This window comes from Bradyrhizobium sp. LTSPM299, assembly GCF_000938235.1.
Classification (GTDB): domain Bacteria; phylum Pseudomonadota; class Alphaproteobacteria; order Rhizobiales; family Xanthobacteraceae; genus Bradyrhizobium.
The window spans coordinates 131032-154825 of record NZ_JYMU01000016.1 but is presented as its reverse complement, the minus strand read 5'-3'; the positions used below and the strand labels follow the sequence as shown (position 1 = coordinate 154825).

The window sequence follows — 23794 nt, the reverse complement described above, 5'->3', positions numbered from 1 at the left end:
TCCACCGTCGTCCCGGCGAAAGCCGGGACCCATACTCCGCAGCGGGTGTTGTAAACGGGACTCGTCGTTCCAGCTTCGCGCAACAATCAGCAGCTGTGGTTATGGGTCCCGGCTTTCGCCGGGACGACACGGAGCGAGTTGCACCATCACCCTACCACGCGTCGATGCACGGGCGCTTGCGCGTCGTGCGCGGCTCGGGCTTCGGCACCGAGCGGAGGCCCGCCATGATCCAGTGGCGGGTGTCGGCGGGGTCGATCACCTCGTCGATCTCGAGCACCGAGGCGATCGAGACCGCCTTGCCGTTGGCGTAGAGCTCGGCGACCTTGGTTTGGAAGTATTTCTCGCGCTCGACGGGATCCTCGATCGCTTCCATCTCCTTGCGGAAGCCGAGGCGGACATAGCCCTCAAGGCCCATGCCGCCGAACTCGCCGGTCGGCCACGCCACCGTGAAGAACGAGGCGTGAAAACCGCCGCCGATCATCGATTGCGCCCCGAGGCCGTAGCCCTTGCGCAGCACGATGCCGAACAGCGGCACGGTGAGGCTCGCGCCGGTGACGAACATCCGCGCGACGTGGCGCACAATCGCGGTCTTCTCGGCTTCGGGACCGACCATGAAGCCGGGGGTGTCGCACAGCGAGATCAACGGAATGTCGAAGGCATCACAGAGCTGCATGAAGCGCGCGGCCTTGTCGCCGGCCGCAGCGTCGATCGCGCCACCAAGATGCTTTGGATTGTTGGCGATCAGGCCAAACGGCTTGCCTTCGATGCGGATCAGGGACGTGATCATGCCGACGCCGAAATCGCGGCGGATCTCGAGCACCGAGCCTTCGTCGGCGATCAGATCGATCACGGTGCGGATATCGTAGACCCTTAAGCGATTCTCCGGGATCGCGCGGCGCAGCAGCCTTTGGTCCGGCGCTGTCCAGTCCTTCACCGCGCCCTGGAAATAGGACAGGTACTTTTGCGCTGTCGCAGTCGCCTCTTCCTCGTCTTCGACCAGGATATCGATGACCCCGTTCGGCGACTGGAACGACACCGGACCGACCTCGGCGGGATGATATACGCCGAGCCCGCCGCCCTCGATCATCGCGGGACCGCCCATGCCGATCGACGCGTTCCTGGTGGCGATGATGACATCGCAGACGCCGAGCATCGCGGCGTTGCCGGCGAAGCAATAGCCGGACACGATGCCGATGACCGGCACCAGCCCTGAGAGTTTTGCGAACTGCACAAAGGACGGCCCGTCGAGGCCGGTCATGCCAAGCCGGTCGGTATCGCCGGGACGGCCGCCGCCGCCTTCGGCATAGAACACCAGTGGCATGCGCCATTGCTCGGCGAGGCCCAGCATGCGGTCGATCTTCTTATGGTTCATATGGCCCTGCGTGCCGGCCAGCACAGTGTAGTCGTATGAGATCACCATGCAGCGCGCGCCCTCGGGGCCAAAATCCCCGGCATTGACGGTGGCGATGCCGGCGATCAGGCCGTCGGCCGGCGTGTTCTTGATCAGGTCCTCGACCTTGCGGCGGCGACGCTGCGCGGCGATCGCGAGCGAGCCGTATTCGACGAACGAGCCATCATCGACCAGTTGCGCGATGTTTTCGCGCGCCGTGCGCTGGTTGGTCTTGCGCCGTCGTTCGACCGAGGCCGGGCGATTCTCGTCCAGCGTGATCGCTTTGCGCGCGACCAGTTCGGCCAGATCGGGGCGGATGTGATCGAGATCGATATCAGCCTCTTCTTCCGTCTGGTGACCGTCGACCTCGGCGGGTTCGAGAAACAGGATTGGCTCGCCGTGCATCAGCGTGATGCCGGGGCCGGCCGCGATCTTCGTCACCCGGCCGCCATGCGGCGCGGTGACGAGATGCTCCATCTTCATCGACTCCAGCACCGCGATCTGCTGGCCCGGACGCACCAGATCGCCCTCCGCGACCTCGATCGCGACGATGGTGCCCTGCAACGGCGCGGGCACCGGGTCCGATCCCTCCGGCGCGACGTCGGCAACAACAGGTTTGGCGACGGCCGCCTGATTCACCTCAACCAAGGGCTCAGCGATATCCTTGGCCGCGCCGACCAGCGCGGCGACATGTGTATCGATGAAACCCGTGCTGATATGGTTCCTGAGGAACTCACGATGCGCCAGCACGGCGCCGAGCAACGGGATATTGGTGGCGACGCCGCCGATCCGGAACTCGCGCAAGGCGCGCGCCGCCTTGTGGACGACATCCGACCACTTCGCGCTCGTCGAATGCACGATGACTTTTGCCAGCAGTGAGTCGAAGGCGGCGCTGGTCCGGTAGCCGGAATAGCCAAAGGTATCGACGCGGACGCCGGGACCGGACGGCAGATCGAACACGGCGAGCGTACCGCCGGTCGGCTTGGTCACGCCCTTGGCGTCCATCACCTCCATGTTGACGCGGAGCTGCATGGCGTAACCACGCGGCAGCGGCACCGCCGCCTGCGCCAACCCGAGTGAGGCCAGCGTCGCGCCGGCGGCGACCGCCAGCTGCGATCGCACCAGGTCGACGCCGAGCACCTCCTCGGTGACGGTATGTTCGACCTGAAGCCGCGGATTGGCCTCGATGAAGGCGAAGGCGCCCTGCTCCGATGTCGCGTCGTCATCGACCAGGAATTCGAAGGTGCCGAGACTGTCGTAGCGCGCCGCTGTGGCAAGCTGCTTCGCCGCCTCGATGATACGCGACCGCAAGTCATCGCTTAGCGACGGGCTCGGCGCGACCTCGATGAGCTTCTGGTTGCGGCGCTGGATCGTGCATTCGCGCTCCCAGAGATGGCTGATCGCGCCATGGCGGTCGCCGATGATCTGCACCTCGATGTGGCGGGCCTTGCGGATCAGCCGCTCGACATAGACGCCGTCATTGCCGAACGCGGCCTTGGCCTCCGACTGACAGCGCGCATAGGCCTCCTCGAGCTTCGCGGCCTCGTCGACCACGCGCATGCCGCGGCCGCCGCCGCCGGCGATCGCCTTGATCATCACGGCCGTATCGGTGCCGAGCGAGGCGAAGAACGCCTTGGCTTCGTCGAGGCTGGTTGCTGCGCCCGTGCCGGAGATGATCGGCACGCCGCATTTTTTCGCCAGTGCCTTCGCCCTGGCCTTGTCGCCGAACAGGTCGAGCGCTTCCGGTGACGGGCCGACGAAACTGATCTTTTCCTCCGCGCAACGCCGCGCCAGTGCAGCGTTCTCGCTGAGAAAGCCGTAGCCCGGATGCAGCGCGTCGCAGCCCGCGGCTTTCGCCGCCGCGATGACCGCCTCGATATCGAGATAGGCCCGCGCGCCATGGCTTGGGATTTCGCGGCTCTCGTCGGCGGCAGGGACATGCAGCGAGGCCGCGTCATCGGCAGGATAGATCGCAACCGTGGCAATTCCGCTCTCATCAGCGGCGCGCGCGATGCGGATGGCGATCTCGCCGCGGTTGGCGATCAGCAGTTTCTTGAAGGACATGAATGGTTCCGTTGAACTCTCAGGAGACTGATCTGTTCACCTCGCCTGAATGATGCAAGTGGAATTTTCTTCCGCTGGACGGAATACGTGAGAGGATGACTGGACTTAAGCGCAGGCCCGCTGCACACAATCTGGTGCTGCCCAACCCCTGCCCTTCCGCTAGGCTGCCACGGTCCCGATATCAGCCCGATTCCATGATAGCGAAACCTGCCTTCGACCTGGTCTTCCGCAACGCCGTGACGCGCGCCTCGGCCGCTGCGGTCGATATCGGCGTCGCCGATGGCAAGATCGCCGCGATCGGTCCACGCCTTGCCTGCGAGGCGATCGAGATCGATCTCGGCGGCAGGCTGGCGCTACCGGGCTTCGTCGATAGCCACGTCCATCTCGACAAGGCCTGCCTGCTCGGCCGCTGCGGCCACGGCCACGCCAGTCTCATTGAGGCGATCCGCGCGGTGGCCGCGATGAAGCGTGATTTCACGGTGGAAGACGTCTATGCGCGCGGCTCAAAAGTGATCGAGCGCGCGATCACCTCGGGCACCACGCGGATGCGCACCCATGTCGAGATCGACCCCCGGATCGGCCTGCGCGGCTTCGAGGCGGTGAAGGCGCTGAAGCGCGACTACGCCTGGGCGCTCGATCTCTCGCTCTGCGTCTTCCCGCAGGAAGGCCTGACCAACGATCCCGGCGCCGATGAACTGCTGGTCGCTGCCTTGCGCGACGGCGCCGAGGCGATCGGCGGCTGTCCCTATGTCGACACCGACCCGAATGCGCATATCGCGCGGATCTTCGACCTCGCGCAGCAGTTCGATCTCGACGTCGACCTGCATCTCGATTTCGACCTCGATCCCTCCTGGTGGCACATGGAGGAGGTCTGCCGGCAGACCGAGCGGCGCAACTATCACGGCCGCGTCGCGATCGGGCATGCGACAAAACTGTCGGCGCTGCCGCCTGATAGAATGAAGGCTGCGACCGCGCGGCTGGCAAAAGCCGGCGTCGCCGTCACCGTGCTGCCTGCGACCGACCTCTATCTGATGGGGCGCGACGCGACCCATAACGCCCCGCGTGGCATGACGGTCGCCCACCGGCTGGTCGCCGACGGCGTGTTGTGCTCGGTCGCGACCAACAATGTGCAAAATCCGTTCACGCCCTTCGGCGACGCGTCGCTGCTGCGGATGGCAAATCTCTACGCCAACGTCGCTCAGGCCGGTATCGGCGACTTCGACACCTGCCTCGATCTCGTCACCGATCTGCCGGCGCGGCTGATGAACCTGAAAGACTACGGCATCGCCGTCGGCCATCCCGCCGATATCGTCGTGCTCGACACCGACAGCGGACCAAACGCGATCGCCGAATTGCCCGACGTGTTGATGGGTTTCAAGCGCGGGCGGAAAGTATTCGAACGGCAGCGGCCGACGCTGTTTAGACCGCAAGGCTGAGGTTTCCTCCCCGTCATCCTGAGGCACGAGCTCTTGCGAGCCTCGAAGGATGCACGGCCCCGCTACATCAACGCGGAGAAAGCCGGGCCGTCGCCCTTCGAGACGGCCGCTTTGCGGCCTCCTCAGGATGACGGTGAACGGGGAGCGGCGAATGTGGCTTCTACCGTTCTACGTGGAGGCCCTGCACACTCCACAGATTGACGCGTCAGCCGATCCGTTGTTGTTATGCCTCAACAACAAAGCCGGGCAGGAAACCATGACCAAAGCCACCACCATCAGAAGCGTCGAAACGCTCGCCTGCGATGCCGGCTGGCGGAACTATCACTTCGTCAAGGTGACGACCGAGGACGGGCTGGTCGGCTGGAGCGAGTACGACGAGGGCTTTGGCGCGCCTGGCCTCACCGCGGCAATCGAGCGGCTGTCCGCACGCGTAGTCGGCAAGAATGCGTTCCAGCATGAGCGGATCTATGCCGAGCTGTTTGCCGCAACCCGTCCGGCCGCCGGCGGCGTGGTCGGGCTGGCGCTCGGCGCAATCGAGAACGCGCTGCTCGACGTCAAGGCCAAGGCGCTCGGCGTGCCCTGCTACGAGCTGCTCGGTGGCAAGATCCGCGACCGCGTTCGCGTGTACTGGTCGCATTGCGCGACTTGGCGCATCAATCATCCGGACTGGTACAAGCCGCCGATTACAGACCTCGACGGCGTCAAGGCGATCGGCCGCGAGGTGCGCGAGAAGAAGTTCTCCGCGATGAAGACCAACATCTTCGTCTACACCGATGGCAAGCCGACAGGTTGGCGCCCGGGCTTCGGCTCGCCGTTCGAGCCGGAGATCAATGTCGACCGCACGGTGCTGCGCAATCTCTGCATGCACCTGGAGGCGATCCGCGACGGCGCGGGCCCGGATGTTGATCTGCTGCTCGACCTCAACTTCAACGCCAAGACCGAAGGCTATCTCAAGATCCTGCGCGCGATCGCTGACATGGACATGTTCTGGGTCGAGATCGACAGCTTCAACCCGCAGGCGCTCGGTTACATTCGCCGCCAGAGCCCGCACCCGATCTCGTCCTGCGAGACGCTGTTGGGCCTGCGCGAATTCCTGCCTTACTTCGCCGAGCAGGCGATGGACGTCGCGATCATCGATACGCCGTGGAACGGGGTGTGGCAGTCGATGAAGATCGCCAGTGCCGCCGAGCATTTCGAGGTCAACGTCGCGCCGCATAATTTCTACGGCCACCTCTGCACCATGATGAACGCGCATTTCTGCGCGGCGGTGCCGAATTTGCGGATCATGGAGACCGACATCGATCGCCTTGCGTGGGACCACGAGCTGTTCACGCATCTGCCCGAATACGTCGACGGCCATCTCGTGATTCCGAATCGCCCGGGCTGGGGCACCGAGCCGAACGAAGAAGGCCTGCGCGCGCATCCGCCGAAGAACAAGGGCGGGCTGTTGAATTATGGGTTGAAGAAGTAGGAGTGCCCCCTCGCCCCGCTCTTGCGGGGAGAGGGTTGGGGTGAGGGGCTCTCTCCACGCATGCGATCGTCGAGGGACCTGTACCCCCTCACCCGGATCGCATTCCGCTTCGCTGCATGCGATCCGACCTCTCCCCGCAAGCGGGGCGAGGTGAAGCATCCCTCAATTATCATCCCTGACCGTCGTGAACGCCGTGTCCACCACGTCGCCGATCGGCTGCCAGGCGGTGCCGTCGAACTGCACCAGCCGCATCTGCTTGATCGGGCGGAAATCCTTCGGCCCCGTGTTGATGACGATCCCGGGCAGCGCGATCGGGCTCTGGTAGTTCTTCAGCGAGGTCGCCTGCCGCATGATGTTGTCGCGGGACAGGTCGTCGCCGCACTGGCGCAGGACCTGGAGCAGCGTGTCGGCCGCGGCGTAGCCGAACATGGCGTAGATGTCGTCCTTGTTACCGTCGGGGAAATACTGGTCCATGAAGGCGGACCATGCCTTGATATGCGGATCGTCCTTCCACGAGGCGTCGCCGGCGTCCTTCAGGAACGAGGTCGAGATCACGCCGAGCGAATTCTGTAGGCCGGCCGGCTGCAATGCGCTGGCGATCGAGGCCGACGCGTTGTCGAGGATGAACACCGGGTGCCAGTCGAGCTCGGCAGCGCTGCGGATCGCGCGCGCGGCAATCGCCGGCGCGCCGTCGAACACGAGAATCTCGGCGCCGGAGTCCTTCAGGATGCCGAGCTGGTTCTGGATCGCGGTCTCCGAGGCATCGAAGGCGAGATCGGCGACGATCATCCCGGCGGTGGCGCCGAGCCCCTCCTGCAATCCCCGGAACAGATCGCGGCCGAACTGGTCATTCTGCCAGAGCACGGCGATCTTGCGGTCGGCATAGGCGGTCTGGATATAATTGGCATAAATCCGTCCCTCGGCGCGGAAGGTCGGCTGCCAGCCCATGGTCCAGGGATAGGCCTTCGGATGCGCCCACTCCTCGTCGCCCGACGCGACGAAGAGCTGTGGAACCTTTTTGTCGTTGAGGTAGGTCCGGGTCGCCAGATTGTCCGGCGTGCCGAACGAACCGAACATCAGCAGCACGTTCTGCGTCTCGACGAGATCGCGGGTTTGTTCCAGCGCGGTCTTCGGATTGGAGCTGTCGTCGACCGAGATGAATCTGATCTTGCGCCCGTTGATGCCGCCGCGCGCGTTGATCATGTCGAAATAGGCCAGTTCCGCCCGGCCGATGGTGGCGAACGCCGCAAGCGGGCCGGTGTACGGCATGATGTTGCCGACGCGGATGTCGTTGTCCGCAGCCGCCGGTGCCGGCTGCGCGCGCGACGGCGTGGCGGCAAACAGCGCGGCGAGGAAAAGGGATATCGAAAGCGCGGTTTGTGTTCTTGTTTGCATCAACATCGCCATGACGCCGACAATGTGCCGACGCTCCTTCCAAGCGGCCTGACTTTATCGCCCAATGCAACGCCCGGAAAATGAAATGTTGATGGCAGGGTTCCGCTTCAGCGCAATGTTATGTCGAGCCACCCCAGCGGATTGACCGCAACGCGGTCGCCGGTGTCGACCAGTACGGTCGTGGTCTCGGCCTCGATGATCGCGGGGCCAGCGAGCGATTGGCCGGGCCTGAGGTCATCGAGCGCATAGACCGGCACCTCGCGCCAGGCACTGAGCCAGGCCTGCCGCTTGCCCCGTGGCACGCACGACGCGGTCGACGACACGGCCGCAGCATCACCAGCGCGCTGCGCGACCTTGCCCACCGCGGCGACGCGGGCGTTGACGAACACCACCTCCTGCCCGCGCGAGGCATACGTGTAGAGCTCCTCGTGGCGGCGGTGGAAGCGGTCCTCGATCTGCGCGACCAGATCGGCAGCACCAAGATCGAGGTCGCCGAGCGGCACGTCGATCTCGAACACCTGCTCGCCATAGCGCATCTCGGCCGAGCGCTCGATTGCGATCTCGCCCTTGAACCAGGTACGCAACCGGCCCACTGCCTGCTTTTCCAGCCCGGCGAACAATGCGCGCACCTCGTCGGCGGAAATCTTGCCCGCGCCGTAATGGGTACGGCTGACCTCGTAACGCAAATCGCTGGTCAGCATACCCCAGGCCGAGAGAACGGACGCCACCGTCGGCACGATGATGCGCTTGATCTCGAGCTCGCGTGCGACTTCCGCGGCATGCATGCCGGCGGCGCCGCCAAAACTCAGCAGCGCGAATTTTCGCGGATCGACACCACGGCGCAGCGTCATCAGGCGGATGCCGTCGGCCATCTTCAGATTGATCATCTTGTAGATGCCGGCGGCGGCTTCGAGCCGCGACAAATCCAGCGCAGCCGCGATGCGGTCGACCGCGGCCTCGGACGCCGCGCGATCGAGCGGCCGGGCGCCGCCCATGAAGGCTGATGCATCGAGATAACCGAGCACGACATTGGCGTCGGTGACGGCAGCGGCCGTGCCGCCATTGCCGTAACACGCCGGACCCGGCACCGAGCCAGCGCTCTCCGGCCCCACCCGCAGCGTGCCGCCGGCATCGACGCTCGCGATCGAGCCACCGCCGGCAGCGATGCTGGCGATGTCGAGGCTGCGCAGCGCGATGCGCTGGCCCGCCAGCATGCCATCGGCAGACAGCGAGGCCTGGCCGTCGGCAATCAACGAAATGTCGGTCGAGGTGCCGCCCATGTCGAACGGCACCAGATCGGGAATGCCGAGCATCTCGGCGCAGCGGCGGCTGCCGGAGATGCCGCCGGCCGGTCCCGACAACACGGTGCCGGCAGCGAGCCGCGAGGCTTCTTCCACCGGCGCCATGCCGCCATGCGACAACACGACGAACAGCGAGCCCGCAAAGCCGGCCTCATGCAGGCGCTGCTCGAGATTGGTGAGATAGCGCCGCACCGTCGGTGCGACATAGGCGTTCACGATCGTGGTCGAGACGCGCTCATATTCCTTGATCTGCGGCAGCACGTCGCTCGATCGCGACATGCTGACGTCAGGCAGCTCCATCGCGAGGCGCTCGACCGCGGCGAGCTCATGCACGGGGTTGAGATAGGCGTGCAGGAAGCAGACCGCGACCGAGGTCGCGCCGGATTGCTTTACATCAGCGATGACGGCGTCGAGTGCGGCAGCATCGAGTGGAACAGCCGCACTGCCGTCGGCCTTCAGCCGTTCGCGCACGCCAAAGCGGCGCTCGCGCGGCACCAGCGGCTCGGGCGGCGGCGTGCGCAGATTGTAGCGGTCGGGTTTCAACCCTTCGCGCATCTCGACGACGTCGCGATGGCCCTCGGTGGTCAAGAGCGCGACTTTTGCACCTTTGCGCTCAAGCAGCGCATTGGTCGCAACCGTCGTGCCGTGCACCAGGCGATCGGTTTCAGCGAGCATCGCAGCACGCGTCACGCCGAGGCGCCGCGCCAGCTCGTCCAACCCAGCCATCACGCCGATCGACTGATCGGCCGGCGTGGATGGTGATTTTGCGAAAACCGTGCGCCCGGCTTCATCTGACGCAACCAGGTCGGTGTAGGTGCCGCCGACGTCAACTCCAATCGTGAACATGTTTGGCTACACCGCTTTCGAAATCAGGCCTTGGGCTGCGTCGCGCGCCCGCGCGTCCGCCGATCGCTTCTCGGGCGGTCCCCAACCGCCGCCGCCGGAGGAACGGATTTCGAGGCAGTCGCCGGGGCGAAGCTCGATGCCGACCTCCTTGGTCTTCAGCACACGCGGCTCACGGCCCTCGGACAACAGGCGATAATGATGCGGCTCGCCATCCTCACCGCCGAGCATGCCGCAAGGGCCATGACGCGCGCCGTCACCCGCGGTGTTGCCCTTCGCGGGCTTCGCGATTTCCAGCACCATATCGAGCGCGACGCCGAGGCCGCCACGATGCTGGCCGTCACCGCCGGAATCCGGGCGGAATTCGTGCTGGCGGAAATACAGCGGAAAGCGCACCTCGGCGACCTCGATGCTGCCGAACTTCAAACCGCCGACCGAGTGCCATTCGCCGATCGACGAATAGCCATCGCCGCCGGGCGAGGCGCCGCCGCCGGGCCGCGCCTGGAACATGTGCCAGATGAAGCTGCGTCCGTTGCGTGGGTCCTCGCCCTGGATCGCGATGCGGAAACGGCGGCCCCAGCCGCCCATCACACGGTCCGGACAGGACGCCGACATCGCCTTGATGATGGCCTCGACGATCTCGTTCGAGGGATGGCTGGTGCACAGCGTGACGGGGCGGCCGGGATCGGCCCAGACGATGGTGCCTTGTTTCGCCACCACCTTCAACGGCCGCAGCGCGCCGGTGTTTTTTGGGATATCGGCATCGATTAGATAGGCAAAGGCCATCGCAACCGCTGCCTGCATGTTGGCGTGCGACGAATTGACAAAACTGGTCGACTGCGGATCGGAGCCGGTGAGATCGACCTCGATGTCGCTGCCCTTCTTGGTGACCTTGGCCGCGATCTTGATATCGGTACGGCCGTGGCCATCGTCGTCGAGCAAGGCCTCCCCGTAGAACACGCCGTCTTTCCAGGTCGAGACCACGGCGCGGGTCTGCTGCTCAGTGGCATCGAGAATGGCCTCGATCGCAGCTTCGACGGTCTCGGCACCGAACTCGCTGAACAGCTTTGACACCCTCTTCTCACCGAGATGGGCGGCGCCCAGCATCGCCGCGAGGTCGCCGCGGAATTCGCGGGGGTTGCGGATGTTCAGCGCCAAGAGGTCGAGCAGGTCCTCACGCGGCTTGCCGGCCTCGTAGAGCTTGATCGGCGGGATGCGGATGCCTTCCTGATAGATTTCCGTGGCGGCGGGATTGTAGGCGCCATGGGTGGCGCCGCCGATGTCGCTCTGATGCGCGCGGACGATGGTCCAGAGCAAACGCTTGCCGCCGGCGAACACCGGCACGAACGCGGTCAGGTCGGGCAGATGGCTGCCGCCGCCTTCGTAGGGATCGTTGAGCAGGATGACGTCGCCAGGCACGACATCCTTGAAGCGCTCCTCGACTGCCAGCGTCGCCCAGGGCAGCGCGCCGACATGGACCGGGATGTGATCGGCCTGCGCGATCAGCCGCCCGCGTGTATCGCAGATACCAAGCGAGAAATCGCGGCTGGAATTGAGGATCTGCGAATAGGAGGTGCGAAGCATCGCTTCGCCCATTTCCTTCACGATCGACGAGAGCCGGTGCTGGACGACGGAACGGGTGATCGGATCGATCTTGGCGGACATTGTTGCCTTGTTGGCGCACGGAATGCGCGAATGGAGGTCAGGGAACCGGACGAACGGAACCTGAATTCACTCCTTATACCCAGAGGTTTCCGGATCGCAAACCGGTGCCTCGGCCTGGACGGGACACCGATCAGCAAGTCGTGATCGGCAAAATCTCCGGCCTTTGGAATAGAACTTGCCGCGCCGCGTCCCACCCCTGCAAGCCAATTGCTTCGGGCAAACGGCTCGAGCGCACCGGCCGCAGCCGTATCGCGCTGAAATCCCCGACAATCAGGGTGAACCTAATGATTCCGCGACTTTTCAGATCCGGCATCGGTGCCGCGCTACTCGCCATGCGTGTCTTGCTTGCCTTTGCTTTCTCTCCGGTCGTGCTCGCACAGGAAACGCATCCGTCGGCCCAGACCGCGCCGACGGCCGATGAAAAGGCGTTCCTCGCCGAGAACGACACGGCGATGACCAGGATGATGAACGACATGGCCGCCAAGCCAAGCGGTGACATCGACCGCGACTTCGTCGCGATGATGACGCCGCACCACCAGGGTGCGATCGACATGGCCGTGATCGAGCTCCGCTACGGCAAGAACGAACAACTCCGCCGCATCGCGCAGGAGATCATCGTCGACCAGATGCAGGAGATCGCGGCGATGAAGCTCGCGATCGGCGAACAGGTCACGGCATCAGTGCCCGCCCCGACTCAAGCCACTCCAGCTATCGCCACCCACGATCACATGAACATGTCCCACGACATGAAGATGCTGGAGACCAAGTGATGAATAGCCAATTTCTCAAGGGCCTGCTGGCCACAACCGTGATCGCGATATCGACATCGGCCTTCGCGGGCCAGGCGCCCGGTGCCGCCGCCTCATCCGATATTCCGATCAGCCATCACGACCGCGTCTATGCGGCAGAGCAGTTCTCGAACACCGTGTCGGTCACCGATCCCGTCGACAACAAACTGCTCGGCGTCATCAGGTTGGGCGATCCGCAGCCGGGCAATTTCAGCCCGCTCTACAAGGGGCAGGTGCTGGTTCACGGCATGGGCTATTCGCCTGATCACCACACCCTGGCCGTCGTCTCGATCGGCTCCAATTCGGTGAGCTTCATCGACACAACGACAAATTCGGTCAAGCACGTCACCTATGTCGGGCGTTCACCGCATGAGGCCTTCTTCACGCCCGACGGCAAGGAGGTCTGGGTCACCGTGCGCGGCGAGAACTACATCTCGGTGATCGACGCGGCGAGTTTCAAGGAAACGATGCGCATCGAGGTGCCGCCCGGCCCCGGCATGCAAATCTTCTCTCCCGACGGGAAATACGGCTACATCTGCTCCTCCTTCAATCCGGAGACCGACGTGGTCTCGGTTGCCGATCACCAGATCGTCGCAAAAGTGAAGCAGGAGAGCCCGTTCTGCCCGAACATCGCGGCCACGCCCGATGGCGAGCAGGTGTGGTTCACGCTGAAGGACACCGGCAAGACCCAGGTGTTCAACGCCAAGCCGCCGTTCAACCCGATCAAGACCATCGACACCGGCCCGATCACCAATCACGTCAATTTCGCGAAGACGTCCAAGGGAACCTTCGCTTACGTGACCATCGGCGGCACCAACGAGGTCAAGGTTTTCAGGACCGACGATTTCTCGCAAGTAACCACCATTCCCGTGGGCAACCTGCCACATGCGGTCTGGCCATCCGGTGACGGCACGCGGGTCTATGTCGGGCTGGAGAATGCCGACGCGCTCGCCGCGATCGACACCGCCACCAACAGGGTGATTGCCAACATCCCAATCGGCCAGGCGCCGCAGGCGATCGCCTATGTGCCCGAAGCCGCTCCCAATCCGGACGACCGGGCGAATCTGCAACCCCTCGGCGTCGCCGGCCAGGTCGCCCATCTCGCGCTTGCACCGAAGAAGCAGACAAAAGGCGACAAGCCGCCGACCAGCGTGTCGCTGTTCGATCAAGGCCTGATTCAGGTTCTGCAGGCCTCCGTCACCGGCCTCGAGCCGAAGCAGCGTTATGTCCTTGCGCTGGCCGACAAGGCCGACGGCAGCGGCACGGTGCAGCCGCTGGCAGCCTTCATGACCAACCCTGCGGGCTCCGCGATCGTCGATGCGACAGGGCCGATCCGGCAGATCGTGCAAAGCGCGACCAAGGCCGAACGGCGCTACCTCGTCATTGCTCCCGGCGAGCCGTCAAAGTTCGGCGCAGCGGTGCAGGTCCAAACGCCGTGAGCGACATGCTGCATCGGATCGAGCCGGTGATCCCAGCGTTGCGCCGCTATGCGCGCGCGCTGGTCCGCAATCATGCGGCCGCCGACGATCTGGTGCAGGACTGCCTGGAGCGCGCCGTCAGTCGCTGGGACCAACGCCGCGAGGACGGCAATCTCCGGTCCTGGCTGTTCGCGATCCTGCACAATCTGGCCATCAACCAGTTTCGTCGCACCGCGACGCGCGGCCAACACGTCACCATCGACGAGGCGCACGAGCATGAGATCGGACAGAACGCGGTGCAGGAACAGACGATGATCTATCAGGAAGCACTCAGCAAACTTGCCAGGCTTCCCGACGAGCAACGCGCCGTGCTGCTGCTGATCGCCGTCGAAGACCTGACCTATGCCGAGGCCGCCAAGGCGCTCAACATTCCCGTCGGCACCGTGATGTCGCGACTGTCTCGGGCACGCGAGCGGTTGCAGCAGGAAATCGAGAAGCCCGCGGACAACCCAATGGGGAACGTGGTGCAGTTGCGGAGCAAACCATGAGCAATCGCCCGATCACGGAAGACGATCTGCACGGCTATGTCGACCATGCCCTCGAGCCCGAACGCGCGGCCGAGGTCGCCGCCTATCTGGAAAGCCATCCGGACGTGGCAAAGCGTGTCGCTGCTTTCTCCGACCAGCGCTCCTGGTTGCGTTCGACGCTGGCGCCGATTGCCGAGGAGCCGCTGCCGCCGCAGCTCAATCTTGCAAGGATGATCGAGAACCGGCGACGCCGCCCCTCGTCATTCCGCTGGGCAATCGCGGCGATGCTGCTGCTCTCGATCGGCGGTCTCGGTGGATGGGTGATCCGTGGCGCGGCGTCGGTACCGGCGGGCGGACTTGCCGCGCTCGCCGAAGAGGCAAGTGCGTCCTACAATGTCTATGCCTCCGATCGCACCCGGCCGGTCGAGCTGCGCGACAGCACCGAACTCGCTGATTGGGTCTCCAGCCGGCTGCGTCAGCCGGTCAAGCTGCCTGACCTGACGAGGTCAGGGTATCGCTTCATGGGCGGACGCGTGGTGCCGACCGCGCACGGTCCCGCGGCCATGTTCATGTATGACGACGATCGGGGCGATCGGCTTGTCGTCCTGACGCGCCCGATGACGTCAGATCAGAACGCGCCGATGGTGCCGCTGTCAGGCGACGGCGTCGCCGGCTTCTCATGGGCTGACGATGGCATAGGCTATAGCCTCGTGGGGCCACCAGCAGCCGGATCCCTGAGACCGCTTGCCAACGAGGTTCGCAAACAGGTGCAGACGATCTAGATACTCAGGCCTTGGTGTAGATCAGGAACAGCACGGTCCCGATCACCAGCGCGCCCGCCATGAACAACAACACCGCCGGCAGTCCGAACAGCGCCGCGACGCCGGCCGTGATCGATTGCATCAAGGCCGTGCCGAGGAAAAAGGCGAGATTGACCGCCGAGAGTGCCTTGCCGGTGTTCTGGGCGTCGACCAGCTGCCGCGTCATGCCGAAGATCAGCGGTTGCGCCGAGGTCGTGAGCCCAATCAGGATCAGCAGCACGAGATCATATTGCCGCGGCATCACGGCGACGCCGAACAGGTTGGAGACCGGAAGATGCGGCGCGCCGGCCGCCATCAGCGCGAGCAGCAGCGCGGCAAGCGCGTGTGCCGCCGCCACCGTGGTGCGACGATGACCGAATTTGCGATCGAAGGCGCCGATACAGATTGGCCCTGCGATCATCGCCAGCGTGAACAGGCCGAGCAAATTGCCGGCCTCGATGCGGCTGAGGCCTTTCACATCCATCAGCCATGGCCCGCCCCACAAGCCGCGCAACGCCAGCGAAGCGCCAAGCGACACCATCGACAGTGCGATCAGCCCGCGCAGGCCGCGCGACAGGCCGAGCCGCAGCACCTCGGTCATCTGCTGCAGCGGTGAGGACTCATCCGCATGCGCAGCGGGCTGCCGCGGCACCAGCGCGAACACTGCGATCAGCACGGCAACACCGAATCCGGCCGATATCCAGAAGCCGGCGCGCCAGCCGAACTGGTCGACGACGAACGCGAGCGGGCTCGACGACAGCAGCATGCCGATATTGCCGATCGACAGGATCATCCCGGACCACAGGCCGAACTTCGCCGCCGACATCTGCTTGGCCGCGAGCGTCATCGGGCACATCAACATACCCGAGGTGGCGACGCCGAGCAGAAACTGACCAAGCACGAAGCTCGCCGGCCCGACCGCAAGCCCCGAGACCAGCGTTCCGACCACGGTTCCGGCCAACAGGCTCAGCGACACCGGGCGCACGCCGAAGCGATCCATCGCGGCGCCAACCGGAACCTGAGCCGCGGCAAAAGAGAAGTGATAGATCGAGGTGAGGCTCGCCAGCGCCTGCGGCGAGGTGCCGAAATCATGCGCCATCAGGTCGAGGCTGATCGCCGGGATCGTCCGCAGCAGCGTCGACAGCATATGGCCGCACGCCAATGCCAGCAGCGCAAAAATCAGTGCGCGGAGATTGATCCCCGCATCTTCAGTTGCCGTTCCGCCGTCCACGAATCGTCTCTTCCCTGAGCGCTTTGTGGTCGGCGTAACATTATTGGGCTGATGGTGCCAATCTAGAGCCCTCTCCCCGTTCTTACGGGGAGAGGGTTGGGTGAGGGGCTGCTTCCGCGAGCGTAGTGCGTGGATGGACCTGTACCCCCTCACCCGGAATTCAAGCTGTGCTTGAATTCCGACCTCTCCCCGCAAGCGGGGCGAGGTGACTTTACCTCTTGTGAAACACCAGCGTCCGCAGCTCGATGCTTTCGCGCGGCGCCGCATCGGCCGGCGTCGTCGGATCGATGAAAGCCGTGTGCGGCCCAAAGCGTGTGCGGCCATCGGTTGCCGAGTCGTAGCATTTGAGCAGGATCGCCTCGTCCGGCGTCATCTCCGGGATGTAGAACCAGCGATGGTTCGGGTTGTACTTCACCGAATAGGTCTCGCCGCTGCGGTTCGGATAGATCAGGTCGGAGGCGACGAGATCGCCGGGCTCAATTGTCGTGCCGTCGGCCATCGCCAGCGGTGAATCTCGCAAGGGCCCGCGGATCGGCCGCCACAGATTGATCACCTGGACGCGGCCTTTCACCAACTCCTCGGCCTCGTCAGGCAGGTGCTCGAACACGCGGTTGCGGCCGGAGATGTCGGTCTGGTCGACATGGACACGGGTCGCCGGCTGGCGCGGCCCGGCGCCACGGAGATCGGCGGCGCCGTCGACACGCTTGCGCACGGTATGATCGAAGATGAGGACGCGGTCTGCCTTCAGCGTCGCCTTCAGGAAGGCTTCGACGGCCGGGTAATAGACGCTGCGGACTTCCTTGTCGTCATAGAAATCCTTGACGGCGGTCGGGTGCCTGACGAGCGCAAAGCCCTCGCGATCGAGCGAGAAATCCTTGGCGATCAGCCGTCCGTCGAAGATCGGGACGTTGTGGGATTCAGGCAGCGCGGTCGATCTGGGTTCGCCGGGTGGCGGATCGAAGGCGTAGGTCCGGGGTTTTCCCGGCGTCGGCGCGAGGTAGTTGAGTTCAGCGGTAACGAACGGCAGCGACTCGATGCGAGTTTCTTGAAGGCCCATGGTGATCTCCCGGACTCGATTGTTCGTGATGTTTCATTTTGGCGGTGCGGGAGGGGCCGGCAAGGGCGCGGAGAAAATAGCAACGTTGCGGTTTCGCAAGGCAAGGAACGGGGAAAATTCTTGCTAGGCGCCACTCGCCCGTCGAACGGATATCCTGAGATCACGGATTCGTTAGCGGCGAGGGTTGTCTTCACCTCTCCCGCTTGCGGGGGAGGGAGCGCACCGCCTATGCGGCCGCGCTAAAGCCCCGCGCCCTTGACGACCGCGTCGGCGAACGAGCGATCCACGATATCAGCGGCGTTGACCTTTTGCCGGATCAGGCCCCAGCGGTCGTAGAGATCGATGGTCTTCTGCTCATCGGCCACCACGCCATCGTCGATCGGAACAATCCGGATCTTGGCCCGCGCCAACCAATTCAGCGGTACCGCAGGCGGAATGTTCATCAGCTTCCCCCAGGTCGCGGCGTAGCTCTCGACATTGCCCTGCGACCAGGCACGCGCGGCGGCCAGCCGGCGCACGAAATCCTCGAGCTCGGCGCGCTTGTCCCTGATCGCATTAGGCGTCGCCACCTGGAAGCCGAGGCCGGGCGTGATGCCGTCGGCCGTGATGACGCGGCGCGACTTGAACAGCACCTCCTCCTGGCTGACGTAAGGCTCCCAGGTCGACCACGCGTCGACCGAGCCTTGCGAATAGGCCACCTTGGCATCCGACGGCGCGAGGTACACGATCTGCACGTCGCTGGCCTGCCATCCTCGCTGTTCGAGCGCGGCGAGGATCAGCTGATGGCCGATCGAGCCGCGGCCGGTCGCGATCTTCTTGCCGCGCAGATCATCGAAGCTTTTGATCGCGGACTTCTCGGGCACCACGATCGCGAGCCCCTCGCCCGACTGCCTGACGGCAGCGATCGCCTTGACCGGCACGTTGGCGGCGGCGGCAAAGGTGAACGGCGCGTCTCCGACCAGCCCGGTGTCGATCGCACCTGCCCCCAGCGCCTCCAGCAGCGGCGCCGCCGCGGCGAACTCTTTCCACTCGATCTTGTAAGGGACGTCCTTGAGCACGCCGGCCGCTTCCATCGCGGCCTGCGAATTGCCCTTCTGGTCGCCGACGCGCAATGTGGTCTGCGCGGCGGCAACGTCGATTGCGGCGAGCGCAAGCGCCGCCGCGACAATGAGACGGATCATTCGGCAGCAATCCCGCGCTGCTCGTCCCGCGCGGCGATCAGCTTGCGGGTCAGCGGGATCAGCTCGCGGCCATACTCGATGGCATCGACCAGCGGATCGAAGCCGCGGATCAGGAAGTGGCTGACGCCGAGGTCGTAATAGTCGCCGAACACTTCCGCGACCTGCTCGGGTGTGCCGACCAGCGCTGTGGTGTTGCTGTTGGCGCCGGTGAGTTTTGCAATTTCGGTCCACAGCCGCTTGTCGATGCGGGTGCCCTGGTCGGCCAGCGCCAGCAGGCGCTTGGCGCCATCGGTGGCGTGGTTGGGTCGGCGGTAGCCGGTCTGGTCCTGCAACGCGGTGGCGCGCTCGAGGATCTCGTCGGCCTTCTTCCACGCCTTTTCCTCGGTGTCGGCCAGGATCGGCCGCACCGACAGGCTGAAGCGCGGTGTCGGCCGGCCATGTTTGGCGGCTGCGGCGCGCACCCGCGCGGTGACATCGCGCACCTGGGCGTAGGATTCACCCCACAGCGCGAAGGTGTCCGCGTGCTTGCCCGCGACCTCGATCGCCGCGTCCGAGCCGCCGCCGACGAAGGTGTAGACGCCGCCCTTCTGCTGCGGCTTGACCGTCGAGAAACCGTTCTCGACGTTGTAATACTTGCCGGTATAGTTGAACGGCTTCTCGCTGGTCCATTCCAGCCTGACAACATCGAGGAATTCGCTGGTGCGGGCGTAGCGCTCGTCCTTGTCGTCGAGCGTGTTGCCGTCCTGGCGCAGCTCGATGGCATTGCCGCCGGTGATGACGTGAAGCGAGACGCGGCCGCCATAGAACTGATCCAGCGTCGCGAGCTGGCGCGCCAGCAGCGTCGGCGCGGTGAATCCCGGACGCTGCGCGATCATCACCTTCAGCGATTTGGTGATGGTCAGCACATGCTGCGCAACCTGCAGCGCATCGGGCGTGGTCGAATGGAACGCCAGCAGCGCGCGGTCGAAGCCCGCGAGTTCATGGGCTTTCGCGACGGTCTCGATGAAGGGCGGATCGAGCACCGGGCCGGAACGCACGACGGTCTCGGAAGAATTGCTGTTGGCGATGAAGCCGATGAACTCGACGGACATGGCAGAAACTCCGGTTTCGTTGACTGTTGTTATCAGACGCCCAGCGCAAGGCGTCCGGCGGAGATACGGGTGGCATCGTCTTGCGGGGTATGGACGCGGCCGCACAGCACGTCGCGGTAATGCCGCTCCAGCGGATTGGTTCGCGACAGGCCGTGATTGCTGGTCAGCGACAAGGCATCCTCCACCGCTTTGACGGCGTTATTGGTCACCGTCAGCTTGATGATGTTAGACTCGTTTGGAGAGAGCTGGAAGCCGTTATCGAAATCGGTCGCAAAGCTGTCGATCAGCCGCGCATTGACGGCCAGCCGCGTCTCGATACCGCCGACCACCTCCTGCACGCGCGGCAGCGTCGCCAGCGGCGCGCCGAGATTGGCCGGCACCCGCTCCTTCAGGAATTTGACCAGCCAGTCGCGCGCCGCGCGGGCGATGCCGTCATAGATCGCAGCCACGAAGATGGTGTGCACGACGCTGTGCACGAAATCGGGAACCTTCCAGTCGTCGGGCTTGCGGACGTCGATTTCGTAATCCAGTGGAAACACGACGTCGTCGAAGGTCACGGTGTGGCTGCCGCTGGCGCGCAGGCCGAGGTGATCCCAGGTCTCGACGATCTGCGTTCCCGGCAATCCGGCCGGAACCAGAAACAGTCCGACACGCGTCTCGGCTTCGTCGGTCTTGGCCCAGACCGTGTACCATTTCAGGATCGGCGCGCCGGTCGAATAGATCTTCTTGCCGCTCAGCCGCCAACCGGTCTCGGTGCGCCGCGCTATCGTCGCCGGCAACCCGCCGCGCGCGGGCGAACCGAGTTCGGGCTCGACCCGCAATGCATTGACCAGTGCCACACCCTCAACCGTCTCCTTCGCGAGCTTGCGCGACAGACGGCTAGGCCACCGCGTGCTGCGGGCCATCACCAGATGCTGGATGTAATGCATCGACAGCACCAGGGCGGTCGATGGATCGGCCTTGCCGATGATGCCGAGAACGCGTGCGGCCTCGCGGGCGCCCGCCCCGCCCCCGCCGAGCGCCGCCGGCACGGTCAGCGCCAGCAGCCCTTCGCGCGAAAGATCAGCAAAATTCTCGAAGGGAAAGCTGGCGTCGCGGTCATGCGCGGGTGCACGCGCGGCGAAGGCATCCGCGAGCCGAAGGGCGCGCGCAATGTGCTCGGGCTCACTCGCATGTAGCAGCTCCTTAGCGGCTGTCGTCACCATGTCGCCTCCAGTCCGAGCAGGCCGAGGATTTGTTTGCGCAGCCCGGCGAGATAGGGATCGCCGCGATGCCGCGGATAGGGCCGATCGACCGCGATATCGGCCGTGATGCGCGCCGGGCGATCGGAGAGCACGATGACGCGGTTGGCGAGCACCAGCGCCTCCTCGACGTCATGGGTGACCAGCAGCGCGGTAAAACCCTTGCGCTGCCACAACGAAACGAGTTCGGCCTGCATCGCAATCCGCGTCAGCGAGTCGAGCTTGCCGAGTGGTTCGTCGAGCACGAGGATTTTCGGATCGTTCACCAGCGCACGCGCCAGCGCCACACGCTGTGCCATGCCGCCGGACAGCTGATGCGGATAGGCGTTGCGGAACGACGTCAAGCCGACCAGTTCGAGCACCGCATCGACCCGGTGCCGATGCGTCTTCAAAATGCCCTGCGCCTCCGGCCCGAGCGCCGCATTGTCCCAGACCGAGCGCCACGGAAACAGCGTCGGATCCTGGAACACGACGACCCGCGAGGGATGCGGCCCGGTGATGCGGACCTCATCCTCGCGCAGCGCGCCGGCGCGCGGCTTCTCCAGCCCGGCAACCAGCCGCAGCAGGGTCGACTTGCCGCAGCCGGACGGGCCGAGCAGGGCTACGAATTCGCCGGGCGCAATCGCCAGGTTCACATTGTCGAGCACCGGAAGCACGGCGCCATCGATGTCGAAGGCATGGCTGACGCCCTCAATGTCGAGCGCGGCGCCGACCGCGGGATAGGTGATCGCCTCTGCCGTGGCTTGGGCGGTGGCTTGCGCTACCATTTGACGACGCCCTTCTGCCAGACCAGCAGGCGGTCGCGGGTGCGGAACAGCAGCGTGATCGCGCCGGAGCACAGCAGCGACATCACGATCAGCGCAGCGTACATGTTGGAATAAGCCGCCCAGCCCTGCGCCCATTGCAGGTACCAGCCGAGGCCGGCCTTGACGCCGATCATCTCGGCGACGACGAGCACGGCAAAGGACGCGCCGAGCCCCATGAACAGGCCGACGAACACATGCGGCAGCGCGGCCGGGATCGCGACCTTCAGCACCAGGAACGATGGCTTGGCGCCGAGCGTGCGCGCGACATCGTAATAGGCGTTGCTGACGCTCGCGACGCCCGACCAGGTCAGCACGGTCACCGGAAAGCCGGTGGCGAGCGCGATCAGGAAGGTCGAGGCACTCCAGCTCGACGGAAAGGAGAAGAAGGCGATCGGCAACCAGGCGGTGGCCGGCAGCGGGCCGATGAAGCGCAGCACCGGATGCACCCAGTAGCCGATCTTCTGCGACCAGCCGATCGAGACGCCGGTGAGAAAGCCGACGGTTGCCCCAATGATGTATCCGCCGAGCTGCAGCTTGACCGAGGCGAACACGCTGTCGAGCAGCTTTGGCAGGTCGTCGGTATAGACTTCGAGGATCGACTGCGGCGGCGGGAAGAACGGCAGCGGCAGCCAGGCGAATTTTGCGGTGGCGACTTCCCACAGTGTCAGGAACGCGCCGAGCGCGACCAGCCAGGGCGCGCGTTTGCGCAATGCCTCGCCGGCGCCGCCGAGATAGTCGGCACTGAGCGTGCCGAACAGGACGAAGGCGGCGATAACGATGGCGCCGATGCCGAGCGAGTCCGTCCGCGACCAATCGCCGAGATCGGGCCAGTACAGCGATGACAACCCGAAGGCGAGCCAGGCGAGGCTCGCCGCAAGGCCGACACTGTAGCCGCCGGAGAGGTTCGCAAGCCTGACCGAACCGCGCGGCGCGGCTGCGGCCGTCGCGTCAGACACTGAATACGTCGACATAGATCCGCTCCGCGAATTTGGCCGTATCGGTGCTCTGTTTGAACACCGAGACCGATTTCAGGTCATCGGCGTAACCCTTCAGCTCGCGCTTCAGAACCTCGCCGACCGGGTGATGGTGATGGGTGTGGTAGCGCGCCATCGCCTCGAGATCGGCGAGGCTCGCCGTCTTCGGCGCATAGGGCTGGAACGACTTTGCGGCCTTGTCCGGGTTCTGCGAAGTGAACATCGCTGCGTCGAGCAGCGCCTGGGTGATGGCGCACGCGACATGGGGTTCTTCCCGTACCAAACTGCCGCGCAGACCGACGATGCAGCAGCTCTTGTCCTTGTATTCGCCGTCGAGGTTGGAGGCGACCTCCTTGTACTGCGGGTCCTTGAGCCAGAGATAGGCCAGCGGATCGGACGACAGGAAGGCCTGTACCTCACCCTTCTCGACCGCGACGTTCAGCAGATTGCCGGGATAGGCGCGCCAGTCGACATCCTTGACCGGGTCGATGCCGAGCTTGGACAACTGGATCGAGAAGAAGTTCTTGTCGGGCCCGGCGAGATCGCCGACCGCGACGGCCTTGCCTTTGAGATCGGCGAGCTTCTCGACACCGGAAGTGCCGCGAGTCAGCACCCGCATGCAGCCGCCATGGGTGCCCGCGGCGATCTTGACGTCAAAGCCCTGCTCCAGCGGCTTGAGCCAGCGCAGCGCCATGCCGAGACCGGCGTCGCTCTTGCCGGTGGCGATCGCCTCCAGCAGCTGGTCGGTCGAGCCGGAATAATTGACCAGTTCGACGTCGAGGTTCTGCTTCTGGAAGAAGCCATAATCGATCGCGACCGGCAGCGGCGCGAGGCAGACGGCGCCGGCATTCCACGACAATTTCAGTTTGCGCGGAGCGCCTGATAGCGGCGGCGCATCGGAGGCCGTCTTGCAGATCGGAAATTCCGAGAAGTCGATCGCCGGCACCGGGCCGCGCGCCGAGAAGGCTTGCGCGCCAAAGGCCCCGATCGGTGCGGCGAATGCTGCGGCGGCTCCCGCGCGCAGCAATGTGCGGCGATCCATCACCGTCTTCTTGTTGTCCGTCGACATCGTCACTCCTGCATTTCGGCGAAGCTTCGCCGCACGCACAGAACGT

At 64.9% G+C, this 23794-nt stretch carries 18 protein-coding genes; 6 read left to right on the top strand and 12 right to left on the bottom strand.

The features are described 5' to 3' along the window. Positions 1 to 151: 151 nt before the first annotated feature. Positions 152 to 3454, bottom strand: coding sequence for a carboxyl transferase domain-containing protein (locus UP10_RS11140; protein ID WP_044587389.1), 3303 nt, complete (start codon positions 3452 to 3454; stop codon positions 152 to 154). Positions 3455 to 3648: 194 nt separating this feature from the next. On the opposite strand from UP10_RS11140, the gene UP10_RS11135 reads away from it, so the two are divergent. Together UP10_RS11135 and UP10_RS11130 are read left to right on the top strand one after the other, a co-directional pair. Beyond that, entirely contained in the window at positions 3649 to 4890 is a 1242-nt protein-coding gene (locus tag UP10_RS11135) for an amidohydrolase family protein (RefSeq protein ID WP_044587388.1), read from the top strand. 256 nt (positions 4891 to 5146) lie between these two features. Further along, positions 5147 to 6361, top strand: coding sequence for a mandelate racemase/muconate lactonizing enzyme family protein (locus UP10_RS11130; RefSeq protein ID WP_044587472.1), 1215 nt, complete (start codon positions 5147 to 5149; stop codon positions 6359 to 6361). Positions 6362 to 6523: 162 nt separating this feature from the next. Here UP10_RS11130 and UP10_RS11125 read toward each other — a convergent pair whose 3' ends face one another. The 3 genes from UP10_RS11125 to UP10_RS11115 all read right to left on the bottom strand — a co-directional run bounded on the left by UP10_RS11125 (position 6524) and on the right by UP10_RS11115 (position 11565). Continuing rightward, the gene (locus tag UP10_RS11125; protein ID WP_044587471.1) at positions 6524 to 7756 is read right to left on the bottom strand and encodes an ABC transporter substrate-binding protein; all 1233 of its coding nucleotides are present in this window, start codon (positions 7754 to 7756) and stop codon (positions 6524 to 6526) included. Between the two features lie 107 nt (positions 7757 to 7863). Next, positions 7864 to 9903: a hydantoinase/oxoprolinase family protein gene (locus tag UP10_RS11120; protein ID WP_044587387.1), complete on the bottom strand. Its 2040-nt coding sequence runs from the start codon at positions 9901 to 9903 to the stop codon at positions 7864 to 7866. 6 nt (positions 9904 to 9909) lie between these two features. Then, positions 9910 to 11565, bottom strand: coding sequence for a hydantoinase B/oxoprolinase family protein (locus UP10_RS11115; protein WP_044587386.1), 1656 nt, complete (start codon positions 11563 to 11565; stop codon positions 9910 to 9912). A gap of 284 nt (positions 11566 to 11849) precedes the next feature. On the opposite strand from UP10_RS11115, the gene UP10_RS11110 reads away from it, so the two are divergent. From UP10_RS11110 to UP10_RS11095, 4 genes are read left to right on the top strand one after another with little or no spacing between them, the layout of a single operon-like run. Then, complete coding sequence (locus UP10_RS11110; RefSeq protein WP_044587385.1) at positions 11850 to 12335, top strand: DUF305 domain-containing protein; 486 nt, start codon at positions 11850 to 11852, stop codon at positions 12333 to 12335. Next, on the top strand, positions 12335 to 13792 hold the full coding sequence (locus UP10_RS11105) for a YncE family protein (protein ID WP_044587384.1): 1458 nt from the start codon (positions 12335 to 12337) through the stop codon (positions 13790 to 13792). The genes UP10_RS11110 and UP10_RS11105 overlap by 1 nt, the downstream gene beginning before the upstream one ends. Next, positions 13789 to 14319, top strand: coding sequence for an RNA polymerase sigma factor (locus UP10_RS11100; RefSeq protein ID WP_044587383.1), 531 nt, complete (start codon positions 13789 to 13791; stop codon positions 14317 to 14319). Before UP10_RS11105 ends, UP10_RS11100 begins: the two co-directional genes overlap by 4 nt. Then, entirely contained in the window at positions 14316 to 15080 is a 765-nt protein-coding gene (locus UP10_RS11095) for an anti-sigma factor family protein (protein WP_044587382.1), read from the top strand. The genes UP10_RS11100 and UP10_RS11095 overlap by 4 nt, the downstream gene beginning before the upstream one ends. Before the next feature lie 4 nt (positions 15081 to 15084). Here the strand turns inward: UP10_RS11095 and UP10_RS11090 are convergent, their stop codons facing one another. From UP10_RS11090 to UP10_RS11055, 8 genes are all read right to left on the bottom strand, one after another. Then, complete coding sequence (locus tag UP10_RS11090; RefSeq protein ID WP_044587381.1) at positions 15085 to 16329, bottom strand: MFS transporter; 1245 nt, start codon at positions 16327 to 16329, stop codon at positions 15085 to 15087. 211 nt (positions 16330 to 16540) lie between these two features. Next, complete coding sequence (locus tag UP10_RS11085) at positions 16541 to 17386, bottom strand: CmcJ/NvfI family oxidoreductase (protein ID WP_044587380.1); 846 nt, start codon at positions 17384 to 17386, stop codon at positions 16541 to 16543. 239 nt (positions 17387 to 17625) lie between these two features. After that, complete coding sequence (locus tag UP10_RS11080; RefSeq protein WP_044587379.1) at positions 17626 to 18567, bottom strand: ABC transporter substrate-binding protein; 942 nt, start codon at positions 18565 to 18567, stop codon at positions 17626 to 17628. Further along, a complete protein-coding gene (locus tag UP10_RS11075; protein ID WP_044587378.1) occupies positions 18564 to 19658 on the bottom strand; it encodes an LLM class flavin-dependent oxidoreductase in 1095 nt (364 codons plus the stop codon). The genes UP10_RS11080 and UP10_RS11075 overlap by 4 nt, the downstream gene beginning before the upstream one ends. A gap of 32 nt (positions 19659 to 19690) precedes the next feature. Continuing rightward, positions 19691 to 20863 carry an acyl-CoA dehydrogenase family protein gene (locus UP10_RS11070; protein WP_044587377.1) on the bottom strand — a complete coding sequence of 391 codons (1173 nt, stop codon included), beginning with the start codon at positions 20861 to 20863 and terminating at the stop codon, positions 19691 to 19693. Further along, positions 20857 to 21666, bottom strand: a complete 810-nt coding sequence (locus UP10_RS11065; RefSeq protein WP_044587376.1) for an ABC transporter ATP-binding protein — start codon at positions 21664 to 21666, stop codon at positions 20857 to 20859. Before UP10_RS11065 ends, UP10_RS11070 begins: the two co-directional genes overlap by 7 nt. Then, on the bottom strand, positions 21660 to 22676 hold the full coding sequence (locus UP10_RS11060; RefSeq protein WP_044587375.1) for an ABC transporter permease: 1017 nt from the start codon (positions 22674 to 22676) through the stop codon (positions 21660 to 21662). Before UP10_RS11060 ends, UP10_RS11065 begins: the two co-directional genes overlap by 7 nt. Further along, positions 22654 to 23748 (bottom strand): ABC transporter substrate-binding protein, encoded by a 1095-nt coding sequence (locus UP10_RS11055; protein WP_044587374.1) that lies wholly within the window; start codon positions 23746 to 23748, stop codon positions 22654 to 22656. Before UP10_RS11055 ends, UP10_RS11060 begins: the two co-directional genes overlap by 23 nt. Positions 23749 to 23794: the final 46 nt, after the last annotated feature.